This window comes from Geoalkalibacter ferrihydriticus DSM 17813 (assembly GCF_000820505.1).
GTDB lineage: Bacteria > Desulfobacterota > Desulfuromonadia > Desulfuromonadales > Geoalkalibacteraceae > Geoalkalibacter > Geoalkalibacter ferrihydriticus.
In genome coordinates, this window is record NZ_JWJD01000003.1 from 145,491 (window position 1) to 170,298 (window position 24,808).

The 24,808-nt window shown below is 57.3% G+C and carries 19 protein-coding genes; 10 read left to right on the forward strand and 9 right to left on the reverse strand.

The window, feature by feature from the left end; translation table 11 throughout:
* Positions 1 to 154: 154 nt before the first annotated feature.
* Entirely contained in the window at positions 155 to 970 is an 816-nt protein-coding gene (locus GFER_RS09675) for a hypothetical protein (protein WP_040098995.1), read from the forward strand.
* 187 nt (positions 971 to 1,157) lie between these two features.
* A complete protein-coding gene (gene crcB / locus GFER_RS09680; RefSeq protein WP_040098997.1) occupies positions 1,158 to 1,529 on the forward strand; it encodes a fluoride efflux transporter CrcB in 372 nt (123 codons plus the stop codon).
* A gap of 130 nt (positions 1,530 to 1,659) precedes the next feature.
* On the opposite strand, the gene GFER_RS09685 is transcribed toward crcB, so the two are convergent.
* Together GFER_RS09685 and GFER_RS09690 are read right to left on the reverse strand one after the other, a co-directional pair.
* Entirely contained in the window at positions 1,660 to 2,775 is a 1,116-nt protein-coding gene (locus tag GFER_RS09685; protein ID WP_040099001.1) for an OmpA family protein, read from the reverse strand.
* 208 nt (positions 2,776 to 2,983) lie between these two features.
* Complete coding sequence (locus tag GFER_RS09690) at positions 2,984 to 4,147, reverse strand: ATP-binding protein (protein ID WP_052446262.1); 1,164 nt, start codon at positions 4,145 to 4,147, stop codon at positions 2,984 to 2,986.
* Positions 4,148 to 4,314: 167 nt separating this feature from the next.
* Here GFER_RS09690 and GFER_RS09695 point away from each other — a divergent pair, with 167 nt between their 5' ends.
* Together GFER_RS09695 and GFER_RS09700 are read left to right on the forward strand one after the other, a co-directional pair.
* Positions 4,315 to 6,009, forward strand: a complete 1,695-nt coding sequence (locus GFER_RS09695; protein ID WP_074669518.1) for a cation:proton antiporter domain-containing protein — start codon at positions 4,315 to 4,317, stop codon at positions 6,007 to 6,009.
* Between the two features lie 83 nt (positions 6,010 to 6,092).
* Positions 6,093 to 7,793, forward strand: a complete 1,701-nt coding sequence (locus tag GFER_RS09700) for a DUF6178 family protein (protein ID WP_040099002.1) — start codon at positions 6,093 to 6,095, stop codon at positions 7,791 to 7,793.
* A gap of 15 nt (positions 7,794 to 7,808) precedes the next feature.
* Here GFER_RS09700 and GFER_RS17725 read toward each other — a convergent pair whose 3' ends face one another.
* The 3 genes from GFER_RS17725 to GFER_RS09715 form a co-directional block, all read right to left on the reverse strand.
* The gene (locus tag GFER_RS17725) at positions 7,809 to 9,485 is read right to left on the reverse strand and encodes a sensor domain-containing diguanylate cyclase (protein ID WP_052446263.1); all 1,677 of its coding nucleotides are present in this window, start codon (positions 9,483 to 9,485) and stop codon (positions 7,809 to 7,811) included.
* An 88-nt stretch (positions 9,486 to 9,573) separates the two neighbouring features.
* Positions 9,574 to 11,295, reverse strand: coding sequence for a methyl-accepting chemotaxis protein (locus tag GFER_RS09710; protein ID WP_040099005.1), 1,722 nt, complete (start codon positions 11,293 to 11,295; stop codon positions 9,574 to 9,576).
* Positions 11,296 to 11,446: 151 nt separating this feature from the next.
* On the reverse strand, positions 11,447 to 13,141 hold the full coding sequence (locus GFER_RS09715) for a B12-binding domain-containing radical SAM protein (RefSeq protein ID WP_040099528.1): 1,695 nt from the start codon (positions 13,139 to 13,141) through the stop codon (positions 11,447 to 11,449).
* 130 nt (positions 13,142 to 13,271) lie between these two features.
* On the opposite strand from GFER_RS09715, the gene GFER_RS09720 reads away from it, so the two are divergent.
* The 5 genes from GFER_RS09720 to GFER_RS09740 all read left to right on the forward strand — a co-directional run bounded on the left by GFER_RS09720 (position 13,272) and on the right by GFER_RS09740 (position 19,415).
* Positions 13,272 to 14,600, forward strand: a complete 1,329-nt coding sequence (locus GFER_RS09720; protein ID WP_040099006.1) for a radical SAM protein — start codon at positions 13,272 to 13,274, stop codon at positions 14,598 to 14,600.
* Between the two features lie 37 nt (positions 14,601 to 14,637).
* On the forward strand, positions 14,638 to 16,059 hold the full coding sequence (locus GFER_RS09725; RefSeq protein ID WP_040099009.1) for a HAMP domain-containing sensor histidine kinase: 1,422 nt from the start codon (positions 14,638 to 14,640) through the stop codon (positions 16,057 to 16,059).
* Positions 16,056 to 16,637, forward strand: a complete 582-nt coding sequence (locus GFER_RS09730) for a hypothetical protein (RefSeq protein ID WP_040099011.1) — start codon at positions 16,056 to 16,058, stop codon at positions 16,635 to 16,637. Before GFER_RS09725 ends, GFER_RS09730 begins: the two co-directional genes overlap by 4 nt.
* 11 nt (positions 16,638 to 16,648) lie before the next feature.
* Complete coding sequence (locus GFER_RS09735) at positions 16,649 to 17,992, forward strand: sigma 54-interacting transcriptional regulator (protein WP_040099013.1); 1,344 nt, start codon at positions 16,649 to 16,651, stop codon at positions 17,990 to 17,992.
* Between the two features lie 574 nt (positions 17,993 to 18,566).
* A complete protein-coding gene (locus tag GFER_RS09740) occupies positions 18,567 to 19,415 on the forward strand; it encodes a rhodanese-like domain-containing protein (protein WP_040099015.1) in 849 nt (282 codons plus the stop codon).
* An 81-nt stretch (positions 19,416 to 19,496) separates the two neighbouring features.
* Here the strand turns inward: GFER_RS09740 and GFER_RS09745 are convergent, their stop codons facing one another.
* The 3 genes from GFER_RS09745 to GFER_RS09755 are packed head-to-tail and all read right to left on the reverse strand — an operon-like array spanning position 19,497 to position 22,875.
* Positions 19,497 to 20,276: a succinate dehydrogenase/fumarate reductase iron-sulfur subunit gene (locus tag GFER_RS09745; RefSeq protein WP_040099016.1), complete on the reverse strand. Its 780-nt coding sequence runs from the start codon at positions 20,274 to 20,276 to the stop codon at positions 19,497 to 19,499.
* The gene (locus tag GFER_RS09750) at positions 20,276 to 22,192 is read right to left on the reverse strand and encodes a fumarate reductase/succinate dehydrogenase flavoprotein subunit (protein ID WP_040099019.1); all 1,917 of its coding nucleotides are present in this window, start codon (positions 22,190 to 22,192) and stop codon (positions 20,276 to 20,278) included. The genes GFER_RS09745 and GFER_RS09750 overlap by 1 nt, the downstream gene beginning before the upstream one ends.
* Before the next feature lie 11 nt (positions 22,193 to 22,203).
* Positions 22,204 to 22,875: a succinate dehydrogenase cytochrome b subunit gene (locus GFER_RS09755; RefSeq protein WP_082048010.1), complete on the reverse strand. Its 672-nt coding sequence runs from the start codon at positions 22,873 to 22,875 to the stop codon at positions 22,204 to 22,206.
* A 600-nt stretch (positions 22,876 to 23,475) separates the two neighbouring features.
* On the opposite strand from GFER_RS09755, the gene GFER_RS09760 reads away from it, so the two are divergent.
* On the forward strand, positions 23,476 to 23,808 hold the full coding sequence (locus tag GFER_RS09760) for a hypothetical protein (RefSeq protein ID WP_040099021.1): 333 nt from the start codon (positions 23,476 to 23,478) through the stop codon (positions 23,806 to 23,808).
* A 34-nt stretch (positions 23,809 to 23,842) separates the two neighbouring features.
* Here the strand turns inward: GFER_RS09760 and GFER_RS09765 are convergent, their stop codons facing one another.
* Positions 23,843 to 24,781, reverse strand: coding sequence for a rhomboid family intramembrane serine protease (locus tag GFER_RS09765; protein WP_074669519.1), 939 nt, complete (start codon positions 24,779 to 24,781; stop codon positions 23,843 to 23,845).
* Between the last annotated feature and the right edge of the window lie 27 nt (positions 24,782 to 24,808).

Here is a 24,808-nt window from a genome sequence, read left to right on the forward strand (position 1 = left end):
AATTCCTCTACTTCAGTTCCCGCCGACCCCGGACGACACGTTGTCCTTCTCGCGCCGAGTGATATTGTTGATTCAGAAGGTCTAAAGCACTTCCCGCGGGTGGTTGTCAACAGGGACCCGCGTCGGATGGTTAAGCGATGATGGAGGTGTGGCCATGAAAAAAGCAGCCGTTCGCATGGTGCAGGAACTTTTACTCGATAAGGGTTTTGATCCGGGTCCGGTCGACGGTAAACTCGGCCCCGTCACTTACGGCGCAATTGAGCAAGCCCTGGAAAAAAATCCAAGCGGTCTGCCGAGCGGATGGCAGGCCTGGACGAGTCGCAGAAAAACCGTCGCTTTTCTGCAGTTGCAATGCAAGGTACGCGATATCGAGGTTGGCAAGATCGACGGATTCTGGGGTCCGCAGACTGATTTCGCGTCGGAATCTCTGGCTCACCTCCTCGAAAATGGAGAGTTGCCCCGTTCCTGGCGCGATGAAACGCCTCTTGATACAAACCCTAACAGCTGGCCGCGGCAACGCGAGGAAGATCTCATTCAATTTTTTGGAACGACCGGCGCCAACCAGGTTAAGCTCGTGCTTCCTTATCCTCATCGTTTATCCTGGAATCTACGCACCAGTGTCAATTCGTTCTCCTGCAATGCCAGGGTGCATGATAGCGCCAAGCGTGTCCTGCACAGGGTTCTCGACCACTATGGCATAGAGCGGATCAGGGAGCTTCATCTCGATCGCTGGGGCGGTTGTCTTAACGTGCGCAGGATGCGCGGCGGCAGCCGGTGGTCCATGCACTCCTGGGGCATCGCCCTGGACTATGACCCCGAACGCAACCAGCTTAAATGGGGACTGGATCGCGCGGTCTTTGCTCGGCCCGAATACAATGCCTGGTGGCGCTTTTGGGAGGAGGAGGGCTGGACGAGTTTGGGCCGCACCAAAAACTATGATTGGATGCACATTCAAGCGGCCAAATTATGACTTGGTGTCCAATTTTGCAGGTGCCAAGTTTGTTGACAGCCGGTGTTGAAAAAGCTAAATCTTGTGTCCCAATTGGTTCGTCCTGTATATTCATTCAAGGTTTATTTGCCCACTCTGGGCGGATGAAGATCAATCTGGAACAGCGGCTTGGTGGTGTATTCTACTCGCGCGCCGGAGGTTGCCGGGAGTGAAATTATTTTATATCGCCCTGTTCGGGGCTTGCGGTTGCGTGGCTCGTTATTGGGTTTCGCTCCGGGTATATGCTCTGGCGGGTGTCGGACTGCCATACGGTACGCTGAGCGTCAACATCCTCGGCTCTTTTCTCTTAGGATTGCTCATGGAAATAGAATGGCGCTCAGGCTTTTTATCGGCCGACTTGCGCACTGGTCTGGCGGTGGGTTTTCTTGGCGGCTTCACAACTTTTTCGACCTTTTCCTACGAAACTCTACGCCTCCTGGAAAAAGGCAACCTTGTGCAGGCGGGCGCCAATATTGTGCTGAACGTGGTGGTTTGCGTTGTCTTTGCGGGTTTGGGAATTTATTGTGCGCGACAGTTCTGAGGCGCTTTTCATGCTCAGGGGTCGCGTTTACGATTGACACAAAAACGTGAAAAAAGGTGGATATATGCAACAAGGGCCGGATCTCAGGGATCCGGCCCTTGTTGTATGTGGTGCTATTTAAAGGGTGCAATTACGGGGTCTGGAGTTCGACGCGACGGTTTTTCTCGCGACCTTCGCGGGTGTTGTTGTCGGCAATGGGCTGGGTTTCGCCGTAGCCTCTTGTAACCAGACGCTGGGCATTAATGCCGTACTGCTCGATGAGTGCTTTGCGTACCGCATTGGCGCGCCGCTCGGAGAGCCCCTGGTTGTATGCTTCAGTGCCGATGTTGCAGGTGTGCCCGGCCAGGATGAGCTGCTGGATCTGCGGATTGTTTTTCAAAAAGTTCGCAGCTCTCTGGAGCTCGGACTGGTGCTCGGGGCGGATATCGGCTTTGTCGAAATCGAAGTGGATTGCCAAGGTGAGTTCCACCCTCGGCGCGGGGGCGGGTGCCGGTGCCGGTGCCGGCGCAGGTGCTGCGGGGGCAGGTGCCGCGGCTGCTGCAGGTGCCAGAAAAACATTTTCGACGAATGCGGCCATATTCGCCTGAGAGGTAAGTGCTGCGGCAGTGGTGGCTGAGCCGCAGCCACTGGCCTTCGCAACTTTTTCCAGCAGGCTCAGGCCTTCGGGATCGTTTCCGATGGCCACGGTGTAGATGCACAGGCGGTCGCCCATTTGGTCCTTAATTTTTTTGGCCGCGGCGGGTGCGGTGTCCATCTGCAAGCCGTCGCTGACGACGATGATCGCAGAGTTGCCCGGTGCGTTGGCCAGATCCTCGCCCGCGGCTTCAAGCGCGGCGCCCAAGGGGCTGTTGCCGCCGGCATATTTGATTTTATTCAGCCCTTGCATGAATTCATTCTGGGAATAGGGGGCCATGCCGTAAACAAGCTCGGTCAAAAGACTGGATTGACGCTCGCTGTGCCCGAAGGTGCGCAAGCCGGCGTTCAAATCCAACCCCTGGGGGATGCTGCGATTGAGGCCTGCGGCAAAATTCTTGGCGGTCTGTAGCTCACGTTGGTTGCCGAGGCCCATGGACATGGATGCGTCCAAAATAACCTGAAAATTGTCAACCTTGGCTTGATACTGTGCGGAGGGAATGGCCGCGGCCGAAAATTCAAGGGGCTGGGCGGGCGCTTGGCGCCCAGCGCAGCCGGAGAAAAGGCTACCGGCAATTATGAGTAAAAGTGTAGTCCATACCGTCTTTTTCATACGTTCTCTCCTTGGTAAGAAAAGCATACTGATTTAATCTGGGCGGCTCATTAAAAGCCCTGACACGAATATTATAAGGTATTTATAACAGCTGCAAGGTTTTTTTCAATCCCTCACCAAAGTCTTTTTTCTTTGGCAGGCAATTTTGTGGTGCGGTTTTCGCGAAACACCCTGCCGTGCTTGCCATCGGAATGAAAACACTTATCTTTTAAAGGTGATTTGAATCCGTGAGATCAGGCATGCGCAGGGGCAGGGTGGCGCGAAAGGTCGTGCCTTCTTCGGCGGTTGAGGTGAAGGAAATGGAGCCGCCGAGATATTCCTCGGTGAGCAGGCGCATGCTGTAGGTGCCCAATCCACGTCCCGGCCCCTTGGTGGTAAAAGAGCGCTGGAAGAGTTGCAGTTGAATGTCTCTGGGAATGACGGCCGGATTGCGCACCCAGAACTCTATGCAGTCGTTGACCAGCGCACAGCCGGCACTCACCGTTTCACCTTCGCGACAGGCTTCGAGGGCGTTTTTGACCATGTTGCCCAGAACCCGGGCGATCAGGGTTGCATCACTGAAGAACCATGCATCGTCGCCGCTCTCGGTGAGGATCTGCTTGCCCTGCGCACTTGGATGACGACGATACATTTCGGTGGCCTGCAGGATCATGGCGCGGGTGTTGAGGGGCTCCAGCGAAACCTGAAGTTCGCGATTTTCGGCGGCCAGGAGGGTGCGCTGGGCTTTGATCTCGTCGACGATCTGCGAGGACGCCGAGTCCAGAAGGCGCAGCATTTCGTCGAAATCGGGATCATCCGGCTGCTCGACCAGTATCTGCGAAACCCCCTGGACGCTTCCAGCCAGATTGAGAATATCGTGAAAAAAAATGCGCTCGAGGGCCGAGCGGCGTTTTTGATTGCTGATGTCTTCAATGGTGAGGACGACGAAGCGCTGGCCTTCATGGAACAGAGGTGTGGTGTGGACGCGCAGATCAAGGGCTTGATGGTGCCCTTTTTCCTGGCGGGTCAGGCGATATTCACGGGAGTCCTTGCGGCCGTCCAGACCGCTGAGAATGGCGTTGACCGCCCCGCAGGTGCGACAGGCTTCGGCCGTGCCGCATCCAGCGGGCATGAGGTGCGCATTGGAGCAGCCGAAAAGCTCGCCGGGGCGCAGCCCGAAACCGGCATCGGTTCCGCCAAGGAATTCAAGCAATGCGCGATTGTTGAACACAATCTGTCGTTGGGCGTTGAGGATGGCGAGCAGGGTGGGCACGGCGTCCAGCAGTTCGCGGCTCAGGGTGCGCTGGGCAAAAAGGTCAGCCTGGGCAATAATCTTCTCGCTGTCGGCGCGTTCGGCCGGAGCATGGCAGGTGCTGAAGGGATGCATTTCCATGGTTCATTTTCTCCGCAGATTGTGTCATTTTAACGTCGCGGCCCTGGTCGCTGTCAAGCCTTCTAAGGTACAAACCCGTTACGGAAAAGTCCGCGCTTTGTCTTAAACGTTCCCACTGGAATTTTTGTTGAGTGTCTACACTGCCAGTCCCCGTTGGAGGCTCCGACATGGAGGTGTTGAGTCACCATGATGTGACAATTCTGTTGGCCGGATTGGGAGTTCTTCTGGCCACAGCGCGGCTCCTCGGCGAAATTGCGCGCCGTTTTCAATTGCCGGCGGTTTTCGGTGAAATTCTGGCCGGTATTCTGCTCGGACCTACGGTGCTGGGGACGCTTGCGCCGAATGTCAACGCTCTGCTGTTTCCCCGCAGTGGTGGCGGCGCCCTGCTGCTCGACGGCATCACCACCCTGGCGATCGTTCTGTTTCTTCTGGTCGCGGGCATGGAGGCCGATATCTCTACGGTGTGGCGCCAGGGGCGTGCGGTGGCCACCGTGGGACTTGCCGGCATCATGTTCCCCTTTGCCATCGGTTTTGGTGTGGCCTGGTACCTTCCCGAGACCCTGGGGCGCGAAGCCGGCGCCACACCTATGATTTTTGCCCTGTTCATTGCAACCGCCTTGTCCATCTCGGCCTTGCCGGTGATTGCCAGGACTCTCATGGACCTGGATCTTTATCGCAGCGACTTGGGTATGATGATTGTCGCGGCCGCTGTCTTCAACGATCTCATCGGCTGGATTATCTTCGCGGTGATTTTGGGCCTGATGGGCGTGGCAGGCTCTGATGCTTTTTCTATAGGCGCGACCATCGGCCTAACTCTGCTTTTTACTCTGATGATGTTGACCGTGGTACGCTGGTCGATTCACCGCATACTGCCGTGGATTCAGGCCCATGCCAGTTGGCCCGGGGGGCAGCTGGGTTTTACCCTTTCGGTGGCACTGCTCGGCGCGGCCTTCACCGAGTGGATCGGGGTGCACGCCATTTTTGGAAGCTTCCTGGTCGGCGTGGCCATGGGGGACACCCCGCACTGTCGGGAGCGCATCCGCGGCGTCATTGACCAATTCGTTTCCTTCTTTTTCGCACCATTGTTTTTTGCCTCCATTGGCCTTAAAGTCAATTTCATCGAGCATTTTGATCCGCTGCTGGTGGCGGTGGTCCTGGTGGTCGCCTGTCTCGGCAAGGTTTTGGGGTGCAGCTTGGGTGGGCACATGGCGGGATTGTCGTCGCGAGAATCCTGGGCCATCGGTTTTGGTATGAACGCCCGCGGCGCCATGGAAATAATTCTCGGCCTGCTCGCATTGCGCTTTGGTCTGATCAGCGAACCGCTGTTTGTCGCCCTGGTCATCATGGCCATCGTCACCTCGCTGATAAGCGGACCCGCCATGCAGAGCATTTTGCGTTTGAAAAGGCCGCGCCGCTTTATCAATTTTTTGCCGAGCCGGTGCATGGTACGGCTTGCCGCCCATGATCGCGACCAAGCCGTAATCGAGATGGTCCGCGCTCTTGGTTCCGTTGACGGTATTGCGACCGAAGCCATCATCGAAGCGGTTCAGGCGCGCGAACGTCTCATGGCCACCGGATTGGGCTATGGCGTTGCGGTCCCCAATGCACGCCTCAAGGGGTTGTCTCAACCAGTCATTGTTATGGGGCTGAGTATGAGCGGCATCGATTTCAACGCTCCCGACGGCAAGACGGCGCAATTTATCCTGCTGATTCTGACACCTGAGGATGACAGCGGGGTCCAGGTCGAAATTCTTGCCGATATTGCCCGAACCTTCCGCCGCCGCGAGTTTCGCCAGGCGGTCCTGAATGTTTCGAGCATGACGGAATTTCTTGCTCTGGTCAAAAGCACCGGCGATGGCTAAGAAGGTGCTCGCCTTGACCTGCCCGGCGCCCTGGATTACATTGGCACCAGCGATCCGCAATTTCCCATAAAGGCAACAGAAATATGACCTCTCGTGAACAGCCCGAAGGCAACGTCTCACGCGCGTTGCCCCTCATGCGCCACCAACCTGCCCTTTCTTCCTCCGATTTCAACGCACTGACCGTCGAGGAGCGTTTACGCCTGGTACGCAACGCCGCCGGGAAACAGAAGTATCAGCTACTGCTCAATGCCCATGACTGCCACGAGCTGGTGCAACGCCTACCTTCGCAAGAAGTGTATCTGCTGATCAAGGAGCTGGGCATCGAAGACTGTGTCGAGCTGCTGGCCATGACCACGACGGAGCAGATGACGGCTTTCTTTGACCTCGATCTGTGGCGGGGCGAAGAACTGGCTCCCCAGCCGACCCTGGAGTGGCTGGTCATCCTGCTGGAAGCCGGCGAAGGGAAGGTCATGGAAACCGCCCGGGAAATGGATTTCGAGCTGTTGACCCTGATGATGCAGAAATTCATCACCATCACCAGCGGCATCGAATCCCTGGTCGACGAAGACGCTTTGGCCGATGGACGCTCGGATCGCATCTACGAAATGGACTTTGCCGATTCGGAGAGCGCTAAAATCGTCGGTTACTTTCTCGATATTCTCTATCGCCGTGACCGGGACTTCTATTTGCTGCTGATGGAAACCGTGCGCAACGAAGTCGGCCCCAGCCTTGAAGATGCCGCTTATAATGCCCGTAGCTTGCGTCTGCAGGATCGCGGATTCCCCGACCCCTTCGAGGCTTTAAGCGTGTTCGCCTACTTGGCGCCGACCTCCTTCGCGGTTGAATCGCGCGCCAAGATCCCCTTTCGCGCTGCAGAGGAGGGCGCGGACGCGCCTGGTTTCTTTCTTGCCGAGCCTCCCGGCAATCTGCTCGGCGAAATTCTGTCGCGCGGTCTGGAGCCGGACGCCTGCTGGGAGCTGACCTATCTGCTCAACAAGGTGATGATTGCAGAGCGGATCGATGTTGGTGACCTGGAGCAGGTGCGGCAGAGCATGCAGCAGGTCTATCGCTACCTCAACATCGCCCTGGAGTCGCTTGCCGGCAACGATCTTGATCAGGCTATCCGTTGTTTTGACAACAGCTACTTCGAGTATCTGTTCCGGTTAGGTGTGAGCCTGACCCTGGATCTGAAAAAGCGCGCCGAGCTGTTACGCGCCACCCCGCATGCCTTTTATCTCGACGGCCCTTTCCGCGCCTTGCTGGAGGCCTTGTGCCGCAGACGGCCGCAGCTTTACGAGGGAACCCTCAGTGCCGATCGGGCGGGTGAGCGACCTTTTGCCGAACTCGACGAGGTGCGGCTTTGCGCGCAGTGGCTTGATCGGATAGAGACCCAATTGTGCCTGTTTGACGGGCGGCTGGGTTTTGATTTGCCCGACCCGCAGACTTGGGATCTGACGGGTTGCGTGCCGGAAAATCCCGAAGATGTGGGTCTCTCCGATCTGTTTCTGACCGCCCTGGCCAATCAGTTGTTGGGCCGGGATTTGGTGCCAGATGCTATCGGCCGGCGTGATCTTGAGATCTTATGGGAGCGGGTGACGCAAGACGGGCGGGTAAATCAGGAACTGCGGCGCGAAACTCTCGCCTGGGCCGAAAGTCTGAAGCCCGGTGCGGGAGAATTCGCCGCGTACTGTCTTGATCTGTGGGAAGAAGGGCTTTGCGCTCTGCAACGCAACGAGCTTGACCCGCGTTTTGTCGGAGGGTTGATCCTGAACTTATCCGCTTGAAAATCTGTGTCTTTTTCAGGCTACGCCGTCGCGCCCACGGCTCTTGACGTAGAACAGGGACTTGTCCGCAATAGCGAGCAAGCCTTCAAGATCGCCGGCATCCTCGGGGTAGCTGGCCACGCCGAAGCTGCACGTCAACTTAACCGCGGCACCCTGTTCTTTCAAATACGTCGTCTGGGCAATGTGCGCACGCATCTCGTCGGCCTTGGCAATGGCTGCGTTGCGGTCGGCGCCGGGCAGCACCACGACATATTCATCTCCGCCATAAGCTACGGCAAAGGCTGGTTTGGTCAGACAGTCGGCGATGGTTTGCGCCATTTCGGCAATGGCCTGGCTTCCCAGGATGTGGCCGTGGGTGTCGACGACCTGCTTGAAGCGATCGATGTCGATGAACAGCAGTGCCAGCGGTCGGTTGGCGGTGGCGCATTTCTCGAACTGGCGCCGCAGCCCCTGGTAGAGATAGCGTGCGTTGTAAAGTCCGGTGAGATCGTCGCGAATGGAAAGGGTGCGAAACTTTCTTTCGTTGCGCCTCAGTTCGGCTTCGGCCTGGGCGCGTTTCTCGTGATCGATTTCCAGGCGCTCGAGCATGTGATTGTAGGCACTTGCCAGTTGGCCGATTTCGTCGCTACCTTCAAGATTCAGGCGCGCCGAAAGTTTTTCTCCGGCGTGAATTTCGGAGATATGTGTCTGCAACTTGCCGATGGGGCGCGTGATCAGACGCCGGATAATGCAGAGATGGGCCAGGCTGAAAAGCGCGCCGACCAGCGCCAAACAGGTAAAAACGATGAGAGAGATGCGGCGGCTCAGTTGTTCAAGGATGCGCGGAAAGCGCACCTCAAGCAGCAGACTCGGCTGACCGTAAATATCTGGATAAGTCGTAAATACGGTAAGCATCTGCGATGTGTCGGGATCGCGGAAAAATTCCGGCGGCGAAAGATCGGCATCGTCGGCCAGGATGCGCTCAAATTCGGGGCTTTGCTGCAAAGCACGCAACTCGGGGAAGCCCAGGCCCGTTTCAAGATAATTGGTCAGTCGCAGGGATGTGGGCGGCAAATCTTTTTCATCGGCCAGCCACAGGCTGAAATTGACCCGGGTCTGTTCGACAAGGCGATTGACTTCTTCGCTGCCGAGCAAGCGCCCCATGATGACCGTGCCCTGACGCGGACCATGCCCCATGCTGGTGAGTATCGGGCTTGAGGCGATCTGCAACGGGCCCAGGCGGGTGGCGAGGATGCCGGAGTGGATTTCATGCAGGTTGCTGAAATTCAGCAAAGGGTGGTCGGCGGGCCAGCGCGTAACGGGCAGTCGCTGAAGATCAAGATCGCGGCCGGTCGAATGATCTTTCTGCCGCGCCCAGATGACCTCGCCGTCGTTGTTGATAAACAGCAGCAGATCTGTTCGGGTCTTGCTGAAAGTGGCCGCCGAGAGGTTGGTGATCTGAAATCGGCGGTTGCGGTCTTGCACGAAGCGGTAGGTTTCGTCCCAGTGCGCCCAGTCGGTAATGAGGATGGCCAGGTGCTCTGACTCGCGCTGGAGAGCCGAAGCCACCCGCATGAGATTGAGGCGGGCGACTTCTTCTTCCGCGGCCAGCAGCACCGGTCCGAGAAGCAGGCGTGTGGCTCCGGCGCCCGCGAGCACAAAGAGCAGGAAGAAAAAGATCATCAGCAGGATGATCCGATGTTGCAAACGCATGCAGATGACTCCCGCGGTAAGCATTCAGGCAGGAGCAACTATAGAGATAATTGCGTTTTTTTGCAAGGCGCACCGTACCCTGATAACGTCAGGATTCCAGCACCTGGGGACTTAATCCAAGGCGCACACTGCCCCAAGGCCGTCCACCCAGGGCAATGGGCATGGACAGATCGCAGAGAATCTCACCGGTATCGCGCATATAGGTTTGCAGGAGTAGCGCCTTGTCGTTCTGCGCGGCGCGCAGACCGGTAGGGTCTTTGTAAAGACGTTTGTCGCGGCTGTTGGCCAGGTCGGTCTGGGGGTCGCCGGTCAGGGGGTGTGCATAGCGGCTGTTGTGGGTCGGCGCATAGCCGTTGCGGTCCACACAGATCGCAAAGGCGCCGCCGGGCAGTTCATCGAGAAAACGGTCATAAATGGGCTGCAGGGCGGCGGCGAAGATTTCATCGTAGCGGGTCCGGTATTTCTGCGGGTTGGTTCCACCGATGGGCTGGTATTGGGTGTCGAAGACATCGCAGCCCTGACCCATGAGATTCTCCAGCGTCTGACGCGCCTGCTCGCGAAAGGCTGCGGCATGCTCGATCACCCCTTCAAGGGCACCTTCACCGGTACGGTAGGCGGCAACCGTTTCAAGCAGATTTTCCGTGGTGTGCTTGAGAGATCCGGTGGCTTGTTCGGCTGTTTGCATGAGCTCGCCAACGTCGCGACTCGCCTGGTTGATGGCGCCGACCTTGGCGTGGATTTCCTCATTGGCGGCCGAAAGTTCTTCCACGGAAGCGCTGATACCCTGTAGCTGGGCATCGTTTTCTTCAAAATCGCGCACCATGGTCTCAAATCCCGTGCAGGCGCGGCTGACCACCTCGCGGCTTTGATTGGCGTAACTGCTGATATCCTTGGACTGTTCGAGGGAAATGCGGATCTGCTCCAGCATGCCTCCGACCTTCTCTTCAATTTCAGTGCTGGCCTTGTCGACTTGGCCGGCGAGTTTTTTGACCTCGTCCGCCACGATGGAAAAGCCCTTTCCGGCCTGGCCCGCGCGCGCCGCCTCGATAGCTGCATTAAGGGCCAACAGGGATGTCTGGGCTGAGATGGAGCGAATCAGTGCAATGATTTTCTGGATCTGCTGGGATTCGTCATCAAGGCGGGTGACGGTCTGCTGATTCTCATCGACCCGAGCGCTCATACGATGAATATTCTCCGCCACTTCCGCGAGCTCGTCGGCCGTGGTGCGGGCCGATTCGAGATTGCGCGAAGTGGAGGTGCAGATACGTTGGGTGCGGTCGGCAATCTCATCATGGGCGGATTTGGATTCGTTGCTGCCCGCAAAAATATCCTGAGCCAAAACCTCCTGGTTGCGTGCATTGCTGGTGGCCGAATCAACGCGACTGGACAATTGGGCGGCATTGACGGCGATTTCCACGCCCATGCGCCGTACTCCGAGAAACATCTCGCGCAATTTCTGCAGGGCGGTATTGCAGTTATCCGCAAGGTCGCCAAGTTCGTCGACGCTCGAGGCGCGCAACCGGACCGCAAGGTTACCTTCGGCGCCGGCGATCTGTTTCAGGACTTGGTTGATGCTGCGCACCGGTCCCAACAGCAGATGGCGCAGAAATAGAAAATTCATCACGAACAGCAGCAGAACGCCGGTCAGCAACCAGGGGGCGGCCTCGGCGCCGCGTGGCCAGTAAAGAACCAGTGCGATGCTGAGCACTTGCAGCAGGAACAAAAAGGCGAAGTTGCCCGCCAGCTTTTTTGTCAGGGAATTAAAGAAATTCTGTTCGAGAAACCCATAGAATTCTCTGAATACGCTCATGTGTCTGCTCCCTGAATGCACTCCTCTGATCTCAGAAAAAGGGGTCGTGCACAATGGATTTAAATCGACTAATGTCTGGACTTTAACAGGAGTGGGCAGGAAAATCAAACATTGTTTTTGTGTGGCCTGGAATTTTCTTTGCTGCGTAAACTTACAGAGGTATCTCTTCGATTTTGAGGCCGGCACCGCTACGGGTGTGGTAAAGAAACAGCATGGGGGTGCGCTGGGGAAACTCGGGAAGGGCATGAAAGACGGCGGCGAAAAATTGTAGTTTCACACCCTGGCCGCGCAAGCTTTCATGGGCCGCGCGGACCAGGCGACGGACCTGCTGTTGCTCTGCGCAGCTGAGGTTCTGATCGAAAAAAGCCGGCGCGCCGGCCGTTGTCACCCGTTCGCAGCGCGCGTAATCACGGGCCAGAAGATCCGTCAGGCGACGCGGCGGCGACGGCGCGAATTCGTTAGCGATGAAGTGGCCGAGGTGCTCGAAGAGGCTGCGCTGGGCGACGGGCAGGCGATGCAGATCCTGGCTCCGCCAGAACCTCTCGAGGCGTTCCAGGCCTGCACCGAGGCTGCCGCAAATTTCACTCAGGCCATGGAGAAAACCGGCCAGGCGGTCCGCATTGTAGGTCAGGTCGAGAAGCCGGCTGATCCCGCGCAGTTTTTCCAGTTCGGCGAAGCTTAACTCGGCTGTGGCAAGCACCCGGTAGGGTGGATTCGGGTCATGGCGGATGCCCAGGGCTTGCGCCTGCTCGCGCAGAGGTGACCCGGGCAGCAGCTTGACGGCCTCAACCTGGAGGTGATGGGGACGCAGGGCCGCTACCCGGTCGAGCGAACTGAGAAAGGCGCGATAATTTTCGCCGGGCAGGCCCGCGATCAGATCAAGGTGCAGATGGATGTTGTCTGTCTCACGCAACGCGCGCACGTTTTCTTCAAGCTTTTTCAGCGAGACGCTGCGCCCGATGGCGCTCAGGGTCGCCGGCAGGGTGGACTGCACGCCGATCTCGAACTGGAACAGGTTCGGCGGGACTCGCCGCAGCAAGGCGAGGGTTTCGCCATCAAGAAGGTGCGCACCGATCTCAAAGTGAAACCGGCTTGCGCGGTTGTGCGCCAGGATGAAACGAAAGATCTCCCGAGCGCGGGCGGCGTCGTAATTGAACGTGCGATCCACCAGCTTGATTTGTGGCACACCCCGCGCCATGAGCAGCCCGAGGTCGGCGCGAATGCGTTCCAGGGAAAAGGAACGTACGTTGCTATCGAGGGAGCTCATGCAGAAGGCGCAGGTGTAGGGACAGCCGCGGCTGGTTTCATAATAGACCAGGCCACGGGAGAGATCGACCTGTCCGGCGGCGAAAGGCGAGGGGATGACGTCGAGGTCGGCCAGGGGTGGGGCGTGTGGGCCTTCTTCCACGCCCGCGGCCGAACGCCAGGACAGGCGCGGCACCTCCCCTGGCGGCTTGCCGTCGCGCCAGGCCTCGAGCAGGCCGCGCAAGGGAATTTCGCCTTCGCCGCGAACCAGGGCGCTGAGTCCGGGATGCCGGGCAAAGAGTTGAGGCCCGTCGAATGATACCTCGGGGCCGCCGATGACGGTACGAATATGCGGTGCCGCCGCGCGCAGGGCGTCGATGAGGTCAAGGGTTTCGCGGCGGTTCCAAAGGTAGACGGAAAATGCGACCACGTCGGGCTCCGCGGCAAGGAGTGCGGCGAGGACCTGTTCGCGCGGCTCATGGACGGTAAATTCCTCAATGAGGATGTCGCCGCAGGAGTTGCCGCAGTAGGCGGCCAGGCAGGGCAAGGCGAGGCTTGCATGAATGTATTTGCTGTGCAGGGTGGCCAGAATAGTACGCATGCCTGTCAGCATAAGCGAAGGCCGATGATGAGGTGAAGAAAAAAATCCCCTTACCACGTGTGGTGGTTTGCGGGTACAATGAGAAGTTAGAAAAAATCGGGAGGTCTGGTCCCGGAGGAAAGAAAATTTCATGAAGAAAAGCAAAACAATTCTCGCCGTAGTTGCGGATGAGCAGGGCGAGGTTTTCGAGCATCCACAGCTGCACATGGCCGGCATGAACGGTATGAGCCCCTGTCTGCCCCAGGCGCAGGAACTGATCCCTTTGCCCGAGGGCAGCCGCCTGTTTACCCTGCCGGGGGTGCCCCCCATCGGCTATGATCCTGGCAAGCAACGCTTTGTGACGAGTACCCGGCTGCCCCGTCAGTGGGGCGGCGCCCGGATTCAGGCGGTTTGCGCGTTTATGGCGCCGGCCTATACCCGCACCCTGTTGCCCGCGGCAGATTACGGGCGCAAGCAGCTTGTTTTGCCGCTGTGGGCCTATACGGCGGTCGGCTGGTGTGTTGAGGACGAGCGTTTTTACGTGGCGGCCGCGCGCGTCGACCGCAACACCCAATGGCAACCAGAGCATTTTGACGACCGCGAACTCGACCCCCTGGTGCGCAATCGGCTCCGCGCTCACCCGGACAATCGCCTGCTGGAACAGTTGGCACGCTGCGCGGTGGACTATCACTGCTTTGCCGCAAAAAATCTGTTCTTTGGCCGCTGGGAAGCGCCGCTGCCGACCTCGCCCGCTTGCAACTCGGCGTGTCTCGGGTGTCTCTCGTTGCAACCCGAAGCCAGCGAGTGCTGTCCCTCCAGCCAGGAGCGCATCGCTTTCGTGCCGACCGTTGATGAAATCTGTGGCGTTGCCGTTCCGCATCTGGAACAGGCGCAAAATGCCATTGTCTCTTTCGGCCAGGGCTGCGAGGGCGATCCCATCCTGCAGGCCGACCTCATCGCCTCGGCGGTGCGCCGCATGCGTGGCCAAACGACACGTGGGACGATTCATCTCAACAGCAACGCATCTCTGCCCGATGCCGTGGAGCGGCTTGCCGATGCGGGTCTCGACTCGATTCGTGTTTCTCTGAATTCCGTGCGCCCCGCTCTTTATCAGGCTTACCACCGTCCCCAGGGTTATGTGTTTGCCGATGTCGTCGAATCCTTGCGCCGCGCGAAACGCCAGGGGCTTTTCACCATGCTCAACTATTTGGTGTTTCCCGGAGTAAGCGATCAGCCCGCCGAAGTCGAGGCCCTTCTCGCCCTGCTTGAGGAGACCGGCGTCGATCTGGTGCAGTTGCGTAATCTCAGCATCGATCCGCAGGTCTATTGGCAGGCCATGGGGGAAAAGGAATCCGGAATGGGCATGAAGGCGATGATGGACCTGGTCAAGCAGCGCTTGCCGCACTTGCAATATGGTTATTTTAATCGCACACGGGAAAATTTTTTTCCACCCGGCTATGAAACCGACTGGCCGCTTTAATGCCTGAGGTTACAGCGAATCTTTCAGAGACTGCTTCATGAGTTTGTTGCGTCCCAAATCTTTTCAGGTGCTCATCGTCATCGGCTTCGGCGCTGTGCTCATGCCCTTGCTGGTCACCATGATCGCTGCCGAAATCTCCGTCAGTCGGTTGGTGGACAAGGGTACCGATGCCGTTTATCGCTCTGTTGCGGCGACTGACGGGGGCCGCATCATGCTCGAGCGTCTGGTCGAACTGGAACGCAAGTCGCGCCAGTACCAGGTGCTGAAAGATCCGCAGATTCTTTCCGAGGTTGCTGAAAAATACGACGAATTTTTAAGCTCTCTGGAACACCTCAAGGACCTCGCAGCGCCGCAGCAGCAGGAGGTTCTCGAACAGCTTCTGGTGGAGGCGGGCATTCTGGTGACGGCACTTCACCGGCCTGCCGGTGTCTCGACCGATCTTGATGCTTTCGGCGATCTCAATGAGAGGGCCAAGGCGGTTTATTTCAACAGCTATGATCTGATCGTGCAGGAAGTCGAAGCCATGCAGTCTCATGCCGGTCGCACTCAGATGGTGCTGTTGTGGACGTCACTGGCGCTGATTACGCTCACTATGGCGCTGGTGATGCTTTTTGCGCAATTGCTGGCGCGTCCCGTCAAGCAGATCAACAAGGGGATCAGCCGCATGGGGGCCGGCGATTATGAGCAGGCCATCAGCGTTGGAGGGCCCCAGGATCTGCAGTTTCTTGGCGAACGTCTCAATTGGCTGCGCCTGCGGCTGGGCGAGGTCGAGCGGGAAAAAGCGAAATTTCTCGCGCATGTCAGCCATGAGCTGAAAACCCCTCTGGCCTCTATTCGAGAAGGCTCCGAATTGATGATGGAGGAAATGGCCGGACCTCTGAACCCACAACAGCGTGAAATTGTTCACATCCTGCAGAAAAACAGCCTGCAGTTGCAAAAACTCATCGAAAATCTGCTTGGTTTCAGTCGTGGGCAAGCTCTTGGAGAAAACGGTTCGGTGGTTGATGTTCTGACCCTGGTGGAGGTGGTCATGGAAGATCAACGGGCCGCGGTACTGAAAAAGGAGCTGAAAATGCGTACCAGCCTTTCTCCCCTGCACCTTCAGGGGGATCAGGACCGGCTGCGAATTCTGGTGGACAATCTGTTGTCCAATGCCGTCAAGTTTACCCCGGTTGGCGGCGTTGTCGAGTTGAGCGTCGGCCGCGATGGGGACATGGCCCTGATTGAGGTTGGTGATTCGGGACCGGGCATCACCGCCGAGGAGGCTGAGAAGATTTTTCAGCCCTTTTATCAAGGGTGCGCTCCCTGCTTGAGCCATGTTCAGGGTACGGGTATCGGTTTGTCCATTGTCAGGGAATATGTCGCATCCCTGCGGGGAAAGGTCGCCGTAGAGCAGAGCCCCGCCGGCGGAGCTTTATTTCGCGTATGGCTGCCACTTGCAGTGGAGGACATATCATGAAATGCGTTGTTTCCTTGTTGATTATGATGCTGGTGATGCCGGCCGGAGGCTGTACCCTGGTCCAGGACAGTCTTCCGCGCTGGAGCCAGGAGGCTGAGCCTTTGCTGGAGCCCGTTGCATCCGATGCCGAGGATCCTTCTGAGGTCATGGACGGGCCTGTCTCTGCCAAAAGTGTCACAGCGAGCGATATCCTCATCTATCTGGCAGAATTTCAGAAATTGGACTCCGCGCCGCAGGCCGAGGAGTATCTAAGCCTGACCCGGCTTTACGAAGCCCATCCGGGGGAACGGGAGCGTTTTCAACTGGCGACGGTCCTGCTGATTCCCGGCAAGGGTTTCAGTAATGCTCACAAGGGGCGTGAATTGTTGCAGGGCTATCTGACGGAATCTCAAAAGAGTGAGGACCTTCAAGCACTGGCGAAACTGTTGGTGGCGCAAGTCGCCGAGCGGGAAAAAGTCGAAACACTTCTGGCTCGGGAGAAGGAGACCGCCGCGACCTTGGCACGCCAGTTGAATGAACTGCGCAACATTGAAACCATTATGCGACAGCGGGAGGTCAACGGCCGTCCCGGCCTGTGATATGAGTCATTATGAATTTGAGTAAAAAACGTATTTTGCTGGTTGACGACGATGAAGATCTTCTCCGGCTGCTTTCCATGCGGCTTACCGGCAATGGCTATGAGGTCAGTCTGGCCCAGAGCGGCGAAGAAGCTCTGGGCTTGCTGCCGGTTATTCGACCTCAATTGGTGATTACCGATCTGCGTATGGAGGGGATGGACGGAATGGGGCTTTTCGATGCCATCCGCAAGGCACACTCGTCTCTGCCAGTCATTATTCTCACCGCCCATGGGTCGATCCCCGACGCGGTTGCCGCCACCAAGCGCGGCGTTTTTACTTTTCTCACCAAGCCTTTGAACAGCCGCGAACTGCTGCGCGAAGTTGACAAGGCGCTGAGCCTCTCACCCGGAGGTGTCGGTGGGGAACTTGGCCAGGAATGGCGGCGCGAAATAATTACTCAGAGCCCTCTCATGGAAGATCTGCTGAGCAAGGCTCATCTTGCCGCGGCCAGTGGTTCGAGTGTGCTGATCCTGGGGGAAAGCGGCACGGGCAAGGAACTTCTCGCGCGGGCAATTCATCAGGCCAGTGCGCGTGCGTCCAAACCCTTTGTCGCTGTGAACTGCGGTGCGATTCCCGACAGCCTTCTTGAGTCGGAACTCTTCGGTCACACCAAGGGCGCTTTTACCGGGGCTGATCGCAACTACTCGGGATTGTTCCGCTCCGCTGATGGCGGCACCCTGTTTCTTGATGAAATCGGCGACATGCCCCTTTCCCTGCAAGTCAAACTGCTGCGGGTGTTGCAGGAAAAGCAGGTGCGCTCCATTGGTTCGGCCATCGCAACCAATATCAACGTGCGGATTATTTCCGCGACTCACCGGGTGCTGGAGGACGAAATTCAGGAGGGAAACTTTCGTGAAGACCTTTATTATCGACTGAATGTGGTTTCCCTGGAGCTGCCGACACTGGCCGAGCGGCGTGAAGATATCCCCCTTTTGGCCAATCATTTTCTGCAAAAATTCACGAGTGAAACAGGTAAAACCGTCGGTAGTTTTTCTTCCGAAGCCCTCGATGTACTGATCAGCGCCAGTTGGCCCGGGAACATCCGCCAGTTGGGAAACGTGGTCGAACAGGCCGTAGCTTTATCCACCAGCCATGTCATTTCCTCCGATCTGATCAACAACGCCATTCGCGAGACACCAGAAGACATCCCTTCCTTTGCCGATGCCCGGCGCCAGTTTGAGCAGGAATACCTTGTACAGTTGCTCAAGATTACCAATGGCAATGTCAGTCATGCCGCGCGCCTCGCCAAGCGTAACCGCACTGAGTTCTACAAATTACTCAGCCGTCATCATATAGTGCCGACACTTTTTAAATAATGTCGCTTTTCGACAACAGCTGCGATGGCGTTGACCCTCTGCGCAATGGGCTTGCTCTCAAGCCTGGGTGGTAAGATAAAATGACTGTGATAATAGATGGTTCCGAGAAATGGTCGAGAGATTTTTGTTTTTACTTGTTAGGGCAAGGAGCTTATGTGGATAAACAGGTGTAGCTTTCTGGCGACAGCGGATCGGTGCTAAACACCTTTTGAACAGGCGTCTTTTTTTGCATTCTGCGTAACCTGTTGAAAAATAGTTGGTTTCTTGGTTGGCATTTAGATTGCAATCACATTAGCCAGTTACGAAATTTCGGTTGCCACCTTGCCGGCAGGCTTAACGTCTCGCACTCGCAGGTCCCACAAAACATAAAGCAGTTGCATTTCCGTCCGGCGGGTTCTGCCCTACCGCTGGGCGGTTTTTTTTTGGTTGTGCGCCATTATGTTCACAAAACATGAACATTGGTTGGAGTGTTCTGTCTCTTCTCGTTTGACAGGCAAGAGGGAAATTTACATACTGGACGCAGATTGGGGTCAATCCAGGGGTTGGTGTCACGCGAATTTTTTCAGGGAAGTCCATGGGTGTCGTTGATATGTTCAGGCCTCTGTCCCTGTTGTCTGCACGGGAATTGCGTGGTTGGTTGCTGGACCAGCATCCGGATGACTATCTGTTGCTCGATGTGCGTCAAAAGCAGGAGTATAGCAGGGGACACCTGCCAGGGGCGATTTCCATGCCCCTGTGGGAACTTCCGGAGCGCCTTCGCGAACTCGATTTAAATCTGCCTCTTATCCTCTATTGCAGTTTTGGTTTACGCAGTCGCGCAGCAGCCGTCCTGTTGCACGGCGCAGGTTGTCGTGACGTCGCAATTCTCGAGGGAGGCTTTGCCGCCTGGCAGGGAGAGGTCGCCACCGGGCTTGACAGCCAGGTGCTGGGCGTTCTTGACACCTCATCCAATGAACGGTTTATTGCCGCTGCCTGGCTGCTGGAAGAGGGAACCGAGCAGTTTTATCTCAGGATTGGCGCCATTTGTGAACATATGGCCGTGGCTTTCCTTTTCGGTGAACTGGCCAAAGCCGAGGTTCAGCATAAAAAAACACTGTCCGGATTATATGAAGTTTTCTCCGGAAAACAAGCTGGAGAACATTTTGCCCTTGAACTTTTGCCACGCACGGAAGGAGAGGTCTTTATTGAGGGCGGCGTCCCCCTGCGCGAAGTGTGCCGCTGGGCCGAAGGCAGAAGTGCGCGGGAGCTGTTGGATCTGGCCATCGCACTTGAAACCAATGCCTATGACCGCTACCTCACTCTAAAACGGCGTCTGTCTGATGAAAACCTTCAGCGTATCGTCGAGGTTCTGGCGGGCGACGAACGACGACACTTGAAAAGACTGCTGGCTGCCTACGACGAAATGATTGAATCCGGCATCTGATGTGGGGCGGATCTGAATTGCAAAAAGAAACGGGGTGGTCTTCAGACCACCCCGTTTCTTTTTTGTGCCTTATCGTGGGCCTCAATCTGCCTGAGGCATAGCCTTAATCAATTCGCGGTTCATGCGCGCGATAAAGGAGACGCTGATTCCTTTCGGGCAGGCTGCTTCGCACTCATAATGGTTGGTGCAGTTGCCGAAACCTTCCTTGTCCATTTGCTCGACCATGGCTTTAACACGGCGCGCGGCTTCAGGCTTGCCCTGCGGAAGCAGCGCAAGCTGCGAAACCTTCGCCGAGGTGAAAAGCATCGCGGACGCATTGGGGCAGGCTGCGACGCAGGCTCCACAACCGATGCAGGCCGCGGCATCCATGGCGGCTTCGGCGTCGGGTTGGGGAATCAGAATCGAGTTGGAGTCGGGAACCCCCCCATTGTGGCTTTCCGTAGAGGTGGGACAACCGCCGGTATGGCAACTCACATACCCATAGGCCTGCATGATGCGCTCAAAGGCGGTCCGGTCGACAACCAGGTCCTTGATTATGGGAAAAGCCTTGGAACGCCAGGGCTCGATGTAGATGGCATCTCCGTCCTTGAAGGTGCGCATGTGCAACTGGCAGACAGTGATTTCTTCCTCCGGCCCGTGAGGAACGCCGTTAATGACCTGAGAACACATCCCGCAGATGCCTTCCCTGCAGTCATGATCGAAGGCAATAGGCTCCTTGCCTTTGCGGATCAATTCCTCGTTGACTTCATCAAGCATTTCAAGAAATGACGAATCGGGACTGACGTCCTTGGCTTCGTATTTCTCAAGCTTGCCCTTTTCGCCGGGCCCTTTCTGGCGCCAAACGTAGAGTGTCAGATTCATTATTTGTAACTCCTCACGGCAAGTTTAACGTTTTCGAACTTCAGGGGCTCTTTGTGCAACTCGGGTTCCTTATCGACCCCCTTGAATTCCCAGGCACCCACGTAGGCGAAATTCTCGTCATCGCGCATGGCCTCGCCGTCCTCAGTCTGGTGCTCGACGCGGAAATGGCCGCCGCAGGATTCCTCGCGATGCAGGGCATCTTTGACGAAGAGTTCGCCAAATTCGAGAAAGTCGGCGAGACGCCAGGCATTTTCCAACTGCTGGTTGAATTCAGCGCCGGAGCCCGTGACCTTGAGGTTGTTCCAGAATTCGTCGCGAATTTGAGGGATTTCTTTCAGCGCGGTGTTAAGACTCTCTTTGCTACGCGCCATGCCTGCGTTGTCCCACATGCACTTGCCGAGCTGGCGATGCAGTTCCGCGGGTGACTTCTTGCCGTTGATGGAAATTAGTTTTTTGAGCTGCCCATCGACATCTTCCCGGGATTTCTTGAACTCGGGATGATCGTCCTTGACCTGACCCGGCTTAACCCCTGCGAGGTAATTGGCGATGGTGTTGGGAATGACAAAGTAACCATCAGCCAGACCTTGCATGAGCGCCGAGGCGCCGAGGCGGTTGGCACCATGCACGGAAAAGTTGGCCTCGCCCAGGACAAACAGCCCGGGCACGTTGCTCATGCAGTTGTAATCGACCCACAGGCCACCCATGGAATAATGGGGGGCGGGGTAAATACGCATGGGCACTTTGTAGCCGTTTTCAGCCGTGATTTTTTCATACATCTGAAACAGGTTGCCGTAGCGTCCGCGAATCGTGTCTTCGCCGAGGCGCTTGATGGAATCGGCAAAGTCGAGATATACACCGCGGCCGCCGGGGCCGACACCGCGTTCGTCGTCGCACTGCTCCTTGGCAGCACGCGAGGCGATGTCACGCGGTGCCAGGTTGCCGAAGGAGGGATACTTGCGTTCCAGATAGTAGTCGCGCTCCTCTTCGGGAATCTGCGACACGGGTTTGCTGACATCTTCCTTTTTCTTGGGGACCCAGCAGCGACCGTCGTTACGCAGGGATTCGGACATCAGAGTCAGTTTGGACTGATGCTCGCCGGTCTGCGGGATGCAGGTGGGGTGAATCTGCGTATAGCACGGGTTGGCGAAGAAAGCGCCTTTTTTGGCTGCCTTCCATTGGGCGGTGACGCTGCAGCCCATGGCATTGGTGGAGAGGTAAAACACGTTGACATAACCGCCGGTGGCGAGAATGACCGCATCACCCCAGTAGGATTCGACCTCGCCGGTGACCAGGTTGCGGCAGGTGATGCCTTTGGCGACACCATCGACCACCACCACGTCAAGCATTTCGCGACGGGCGAACATTTTGACCGATCCGGCGCGGATCTGACGGCACAGGGCCGAGTAAGCTCCGAGCAGCAGCTGCTGGCCGGTCTGACCGCGGGCGTAGAAAGTACGGGAAACCTGGGCGCCACCGAAGGAGCGGTTGTCGAGGTAGCCGGCATAGTCGCGGGCGAAGGGCACGCCCTGGGCAACGCATTGGTCAATGATGTTGTTGCTGACCTGGGCCAGGCGCCAGACGTCGGCTTCGCGGGCACGGAAGTCGCCGCCCTTGACGGTGTCATAGAACAGGCGATAAATGCTGTCGCCGTCGTTGGGGTAGTTTTTAGCGGCATTGATGCCGCCCTGCGCAGCGATGGAGTGAGCGCGGCGCGGACTGTCCTGGTAGCAGAAGGCCTCGACGTTGTAGCCGAGTTCGCCGAGGGATGCGGCGGCCGCACCACCGGCCAGGCCGGTTCCGACCACCAGAACTTTGAATTTGCGCTTGTTGGCGGGATTGATCAGCTTCATATCGAAGCGATGCTTGTCCCAAGTCTTTTCAATGGGTCCGGTAGGACATTTGCCGTCGAGTATCACGATAGTTCCCCCTAGAGTTTGATCATGCCTACGAAAATGGAAATGGGAATGGCGATGTAGCCTACCAACAGGACGATCGCAATCCATTTGCCGGCAGTCTGAATGGTCGGCAGAGTGCGTGCATTGTTCAGGCCTGTGGACTGGAACATGCTGCCGATGCCGTGACTCAGATGCAGCAGCAAAAACACCATGGCGATGACGTAGGTCAGGGTGATAAAGAATTTCTGAAAGCTGAGGACCACCATGGCATAGACATCAAGGCGGCCGGCAGCATCAACGAAGTGAGAAATCTCGGGGTTCGTGACGCGCACGGTGAAATGCAGCAGGTGGTAAATGGTGAAAAGCAGAAGCACTAGACCGCTGTAAATCATGATCTGCGCAGCATAGCTGGTGCGAAGGTTCTCCTTCTGTGCGTACCCGACGGGACGCGCCAGCTTGTTCTCAAGCGTCAGCTTGAGGCCCAGCCAGATGTGCAGCAGGAAAACTCCCAGCATCACCAGCCGGAAGATCCACACAATCGGCCCCATGCTGTGGAGTGTGGCCGCATAGGCATTAATGCCGTCGGGCCCCGCGAAAATCGATGTGTTGCCGATGAGGTGGACGATGACGAACAGGACTAGAATCAGCCCCGTTGCCGCCATGGCGATCTTCTTACCCACCGAGGATCCAAATAACATTTGCATACCCATCATCCCCTGAAAAAGTTGACTTGCCTCTGCCTCTCCGACGCTTGTTCAGAGGGCACTCTCTCCGATAATAATCCTAATGTCGCCGGAACAGACCGGCGCCGAAAATCCATGAAATAGCGGCGGTGCCCGCCATGATGCGGGTGACCGGAAGTTGACCTGGAGTGCTTTTGCGTCCATGTCCATCAGGAAATGCCCGTGGCGAGCAGGGGGACCTGCAAAAAGCCATGTTTCATGACCGTTTTGCTCCCATTTTCCTTAGGGATTACGAGCCGTTAACGCCTCTTCAGAAGTAGACTGTATACACAATCCATCCTTTTCTAGCAGCCCATGACAAAAATGTCAATTTTTACTTTGATCCTTCGCGGGGCGCAGTGGAAAAAATTGTCCAACCACGGACAGGAAGGGTTTCTGCTAAGGTCGATGGATGAGCGTAGATGGGTTTTCTGTTTTTTCGCGCGGTGGGTGTGGATAAAAGAAAACAAATTCCCCTCATCTCTTATTTCTGCAAGAATGACAGATGGATCGTAGCCTGGATCAATGAGTTTCGAGCTGATTCAGGCATGCGCCGGAAATCGTGTGCAAGAGGAGGTATCAATGAAGGTTATTATCCACTGGGTGCGACTTTTTCTGCTGGCCGCGCTCCTGACGGCCTGTGCGGCCGGCGCCGGACAGCGCACCGCCGATCTGCTTGAGAAAGAGCATCAGGTCATGTCTGATGAAGAGATACGGGCTTATTACCAGAGTCTCAGTGATCAACTGGCGCGCGAGTCACGTGCGCTGCGCACCTCCGGAAATGTCGGATACGGCACCGGTTCCTTCGGCGTCGGCGCCACCCGAGGCATGGCCGATGAAGCACAGGTGCAAGCCTTGCGTGAGCGTTGGAACGAGGTGCGACAGGAACTGCGGCGCCGCGAACTGATGCCCTGAGCGTGCAGGTCTGGAGGTGAGGTGTGGGCGGTGGTCAGAAGCTGTGCCGCAATGCCAGAGTCCAGGCTGCGACAACAAGGGCAAGGGCGCCAAGGCCCGCCGACCAGCCGAATCTTGAATGGGCTGTTGGATGTGAAGCCCTGGGGTCGGGCACCAGATAGCCAAGGCCCAACCCGGCAAGAAAACCAAAGAGGTGGGCGCCGAGGTCGGTGTTTTCTCCGCCCGCGCCGAACATGGCCAGCAGCGCGGCTCCGGCCGCCAGGGGCAGAAAACGGCGCAGGTTCATGGCTTTGTCGCGGCGACGTGTTTCCATGGCGCAGAGAATCCCGATGGTTCCGAACACGGCTGTGGATGCTCCCACTGCGCGATGACTGCCGGTCTGCAGCCATGCGTTGATCAGGTTGCCGGCCATCCCGGAGGCGAGAATCAGCGCCCAGCCCCGGCCGAATCCCGTGACGGCGCACAGGCGCGCGGCGAACAAGCCGCCGAGGATCAGGTTGCCCGTCAGGTGCCGCCAGTCAATATGCAGGGTCAGGGCGGTGACGGTGCGCCACCATTGCCCGTTGCGGATGGCGGCCGCGTGAGCCGCGCCCTGTTCGTACCATTGCTCGGGGCGCAGGCCCAAGGGGCCCGGGTCAAGAAGGGTAAGATTGTGAAAGATGGCCAGGAGCAACAGAAGCGAGAGCGTTTCGCGGGTATGGTCGCGGGTTTGGATTTCCGTGTTTCTCGGCGGCCAGTGGCGGTTCTTTTCCTCGTAGGTGCGGATTTCGTATTCGGCTTGCTCGCGCTGCGCATGCGGCACCAGAATGGTCCACTCCCAACCGCGCCGCAGCACCCGGTGGGGAACCTGGCGTGCTTCCAGAACCAGAGACCAGGTTCGCACACGTGTTATCGAGAGGCATCGGCCCGCCTCTGGAAGGATCTCGGCTGGAACAATCTCATGTTCGTCTTCGGATGCAGGTGCTGTTGTCATTATTCGTTTCTTTTTTCTGCCGCGATT

Excerpts from the sequence above, each read along its gene's own strand:
- GFER_RS09675 (WP_040098995.1), top strand. The coding sequence starts at position 155 with ATGAAAAAAGCAGCCGTTCGCATGGTGCAGGAACTTTTACTCGATAAG.
- GFER_RS09685 (WP_040099001.1), bottom strand. The coding sequence starts at position 2,775 with ATGAAAAAGACGGTATGGACTACACTTTTACTCATAATTGCCGGTAGC.
- GFER_RS09690 (WP_052446262.1), bottom strand. The coding sequence starts at position 4,147 with ATGGAAATGCATCCCTTCAGCACCTGCCATGCTCCGGCCGAACGCGCC.
- GFER_RS09695 (WP_074669518.1), top strand. The coding sequence starts at position 4,315 with ATGGAGGTGTTGAGTCACCATGATGTGACAATTCTGTTGGCCGGATTG.
- GFER_RS09700 (WP_040099002.1), top strand. The coding sequence starts at position 6,093 with ATGACCTCTCGTGAACAGCCCGAAGGCAACGTCTCACGCGCGTTGCCC.
- GFER_RS17725 (WP_052446263.1), bottom strand. The coding sequence starts at position 9,485 with ATGCGTTTGCAACATCGGATCATCCTGCTGATGATCTTTTTCTTCCTG.
- GFER_RS09710 (WP_040099005.1), bottom strand. The coding sequence starts at position 11,295 with ATGAGCGTATTCAGAGAATTCTATGGGTTTCTCGAACAGAATTTCTTT.
- GFER_RS09715 (WP_040099528.1), bottom strand. The coding sequence starts at position 13,141 with ATGCGTACTATTCTGGCCACCCTGCACAGCAAATACATTCATGCAAGC.
- GFER_RS09720 (WP_040099006.1), top strand. The coding sequence starts at position 13,272 with ATGAAGAAAAGCAAAACAATTCTCGCCGTAGTTGCGGATGAGCAGGGC.
- GFER_RS09725 (WP_040099009.1), top strand. The coding sequence starts at position 14,638 with ATGAGTTTGTTGCGTCCCAAATCTTTTCAGGTGCTCATCGTCATCGGC.
- GFER_RS09730 (WP_040099011.1), top strand. The coding sequence starts at position 16,056 with ATGAAATGCGTTGTTTCCTTGTTGATTATGATGCTGGTGATGCCGGCC.
- GFER_RS09735 (WP_040099013.1), top strand. The coding sequence starts at position 16,649 with ATGAATTTGAGTAAAAAACGTATTTTGCTGGTTGACGACGATGAAGAT.
- GFER_RS09740 (WP_040099015.1), top strand. The coding sequence starts at position 18,567 with ATGGGTGTCGTTGATATGTTCAGGCCTCTGTCCCTGTTGTCTGCACGG.
- GFER_RS09745 (WP_040099016.1), bottom strand. The coding sequence starts at position 20,276 with ATGAATCTGACACTCTACGTTTGGCGCCAGAAAGGGCCCGGCGAAAAG.
- GFER_RS09755 (WP_082048010.1), bottom strand. The coding sequence starts at position 22,875 with ATGCAAATGTTATTTGGATCCTCGGTGGGTAAGAAGATCGCCATGGCG.
- GFER_RS09760 (WP_040099021.1), top strand. The coding sequence starts at position 23,476 with ATGAAGGTTATTATCCACTGGGTGCGACTTTTTCTGCTGGCCGCGCTC.
- GFER_RS09765 (WP_074669519.1), bottom strand. The coding sequence starts at position 24,781 with ATGACAACAGCACCTGCATCCGAAGACGAACATGAGATTGTTCCAGCC.